Here is a 2,774-nt window from a genome sequence, read left to right as displayed (position 1 = left end):
GTTTGCGATTCCCTTACATTTGCTCTGTGCGATCGCCGGAGGTATTCCCCTCGGGTGGGTTTTCGGTTTTTATGCAGTGCTCGTTGCCTTGGGTACTTTTCTATATACGGCATCCCTTTTGAATGTCTTATTTGTGGCCCAAGTGCAATATCAAGCGATTGTCAGTAGCGCTTTGGCCGGTTGGTTGGGGACCAATTTTGTCTCGTTTATTTTGTACTACTTTAGCTGGGATGACAGCAAGTTTAACGGGTTTGGATTTAAGTGGTTTTTCTGGGAAGATCTAGCAAACAATTATAACTTAGGCTTTTCCTGGCTATTTATCAGCTTACTCGTGGGGAGTTACTGGATTTGGCAAGGGCTGAATCGGCAGTTCAAGAATCCGAATGGCACGTTATTAAGTAAGGCTCAAAGTTATGGGTTAGTAGCCAGTGTTCAAATTTGGATTCTGGGGTTTTTCTATCCTGTGATTAATCAAGCGAATATGGAAGAGACTTTGATGCCGATGATGTTGGGCATATCTATCTTAACTGGGGTGATGTTTTTGTTGATTATTCCGGCGATTTCTCCCCAACGAAAAACCCTCTTGGATTGGGCGCGGTATGCTCATGAAGAGCGGCGGCAAGGGCTTAAACGTCCCTACTCTAAATGGCAGGATTGGATTTGGGGAGAAAGAAGTCCGTCTGTAGTGGCGATCGCCATCAATTTGGGAATTGTAGCCATAATTTGGATGCCTTGGATTCTTCTCTGGAATGGCAGTTTTGATGCTACATTAAAAGCGGGAGTAGCGCTGCTGATGACGTTGAATTTAATCTGGATTTATAGCGCGATCGCCCAGTCTTTGTACTTGATTAAATTCCCCAAACCCGGACTCCTTTCAATGGGAATGGTAATGGCTACCCTGAGTTTACCGCCCCTGGCGTTCGGCTTATTCTTCAAGTCTGTTTCTGTCAACACCACGTTATGGATGCTGTTCGTCTTTGGTTCACCCTGGGTTGCCCTCATGCAAGCATCCACAATGGCTACATTTCTCAGCCTATTAGGTCAGTTTGCGGCGATCGCCGCCTTAACCCTAACCCTAAACCATCAAATTCACAGAGCAGGTGCATCCCATTCTAAAGTGCTTTTTGCTGCAAACCAAAGCAAAATAACCCCCAAAGTTTAAGGAGGGATTCACCCTCTCTTTATCTTCCCTTTTTTAGATGTTGTTGTTTCTGTAGGAAATACTTCAATGACTCTTCGTTTAATGGATCATATCGGAGACTGGAATCCCCAGTTTGTTCGGGAATTAAAAGGTCGCTTAATAAGCCGTAACGTGACCTTATCAGTGGGGCTTTCCATCGTTGCTCAAGTGGTTATTTTTCTCGCCTTTATTAGTCAAATTCCTGGACCTGAAGACCAATACGGAGATTATTGTCTATCCCAAGAAAATGGCTTTTGTGTCGTCGATTGGAGCCAGTGGTGGGAAGAATTAAATGAGGTGTTCTATTGGATTTTGCCCCTGGCACTTGTCGGTGGGGGAGTCTATCTGCTGATTGCAGATTTGGCACGAGAAGAACAACGGGGAACATTGAACTTTATTCGGGTCAGCCCCCAGTCAAGTCAGAGCATTTTAATTGGAAAATTGCTCGGGGTACCGGTGTTACTTTACCTCGCCGGGGCGATCGCCTTACCGATGTATGCAGTAACGGCAATTGGGGCCCAAATTTCCCTCTTGGAAGTGTTAAGTTTCTATGTCGTCCTAGCCGCCTTTTGCGGTCTATTTTACAGTGCGGCGGCGCTTTTTGCCTTGATGGGAGGTCATCAAGCCTTCGTTGGAGCTGGTTTGACCGTAACAATGATGTGGTGGTTCATGTTTCATGAGTTCTATTACTATGGAAAAAATGGGACATCACATCAATGGTTTAGCTTACCTTTAAATTGGGATAATTTATTCAATGTCCGGCTATTTGCTCTCGTCATTTGTGCCATTTTGACCTACTGGATTTGGCAAGGGTTGCATCGACGATTCCGCAATCCTGCCGCCACAATGATCAGCAAAAAACAAAGTTACGCCTTGGTTTTTTGCTTGAATATCCTATTTTTAGGATTAGTGACATCCTATTTGGGTTCAGAGCCTGATCCGAAATTAACGGCTTATCTATGGTTTGACCGCCTGTATTTGATCTCGACCCTGAATTTATTCTTATTTTTGGGTCTGATTGCCGCCCTCTCACCGCCACGACAAACCCTCTTGGATTGGGCGCGCTATGCTCACCAAGCTCGGGGTCAAGCGGTGTTACAAGATTTAATGTGGGGCGAAAAAAGTCCCGCACCTGTGGCGATCGCCATCTGTGCCACCATCGTCGCCCTTATCTTTATCCCCTGGGTCCTCTTGTGGCCCGTGGAAATGCTCCCCAAATTGCAGGCGATCGCCGCGATCGGCTTCTACGTCATCTTGGCGAGTATTTATGCGGTCCTGGCTCAAATCATCCTATTGCTCAAATCCAAAAAGCGAGCATTGTGGGCCACGGGCGTTGTTGCGACAGCGATCGGCCTCCCCTTGCTCACCCTAGCCCTATTCGGAGTACAACCCCAAATCATTCCCGAGATTTATCTGCTCTCCATCCTCTCCTTATCCGGCCTAGAATACGCCACCGCGACCCCCATATTCATAGCATTCCTAGGGCATCTCGCTATTTTAGCGGGACTCTCTCTCAAGTTACGTCAGCAACTCAATCTAGCTGGAGAGTCAGCCACCAAAGCCCTCCTCATGGGTAGAAAGGTTAATTAATCCC

2 protein-coding genes are annotated in these 2,774 nt (G+C 46.5%); both read left to right on the top strand.

The features are described 5' to 3' along the window. Positions 1-1,162, top strand: a 1,162-nt coding sequence (locus J0895_RS15425) for a hypothetical protein (RefSeq protein WP_422894338.1), incomplete at its 5' end; no start/stop codon positions are given. Between the two features lie 66 nt (positions 1,163-1,228). Then, positions 1,229-2,770, top strand: a complete 1,542-nt coding sequence (locus J0895_RS15420) for a hypothetical protein (RefSeq protein ID WP_207088935.1) — start codon at positions 1,229-1,231, stop codon at positions 2,768-2,770. The last annotated feature ends 4 nt before the right edge of the window (positions 2,771-2,774 follow it).

It is taken from the genome of Phormidium pseudopriestleyi FRX01, assembly GCF_017313335.1.
Taxonomy (GTDB): domain Bacteria; phylum Cyanobacteriota; class Cyanobacteriia; order Cyanobacteriales; family Laspinemataceae; genus Laspinema; species Laspinema pseudopriestleyi.
Note: the sequence above shows the minus strand (reverse complement) of the source record. Positions and strands in the feature narration are given on the sequence as shown.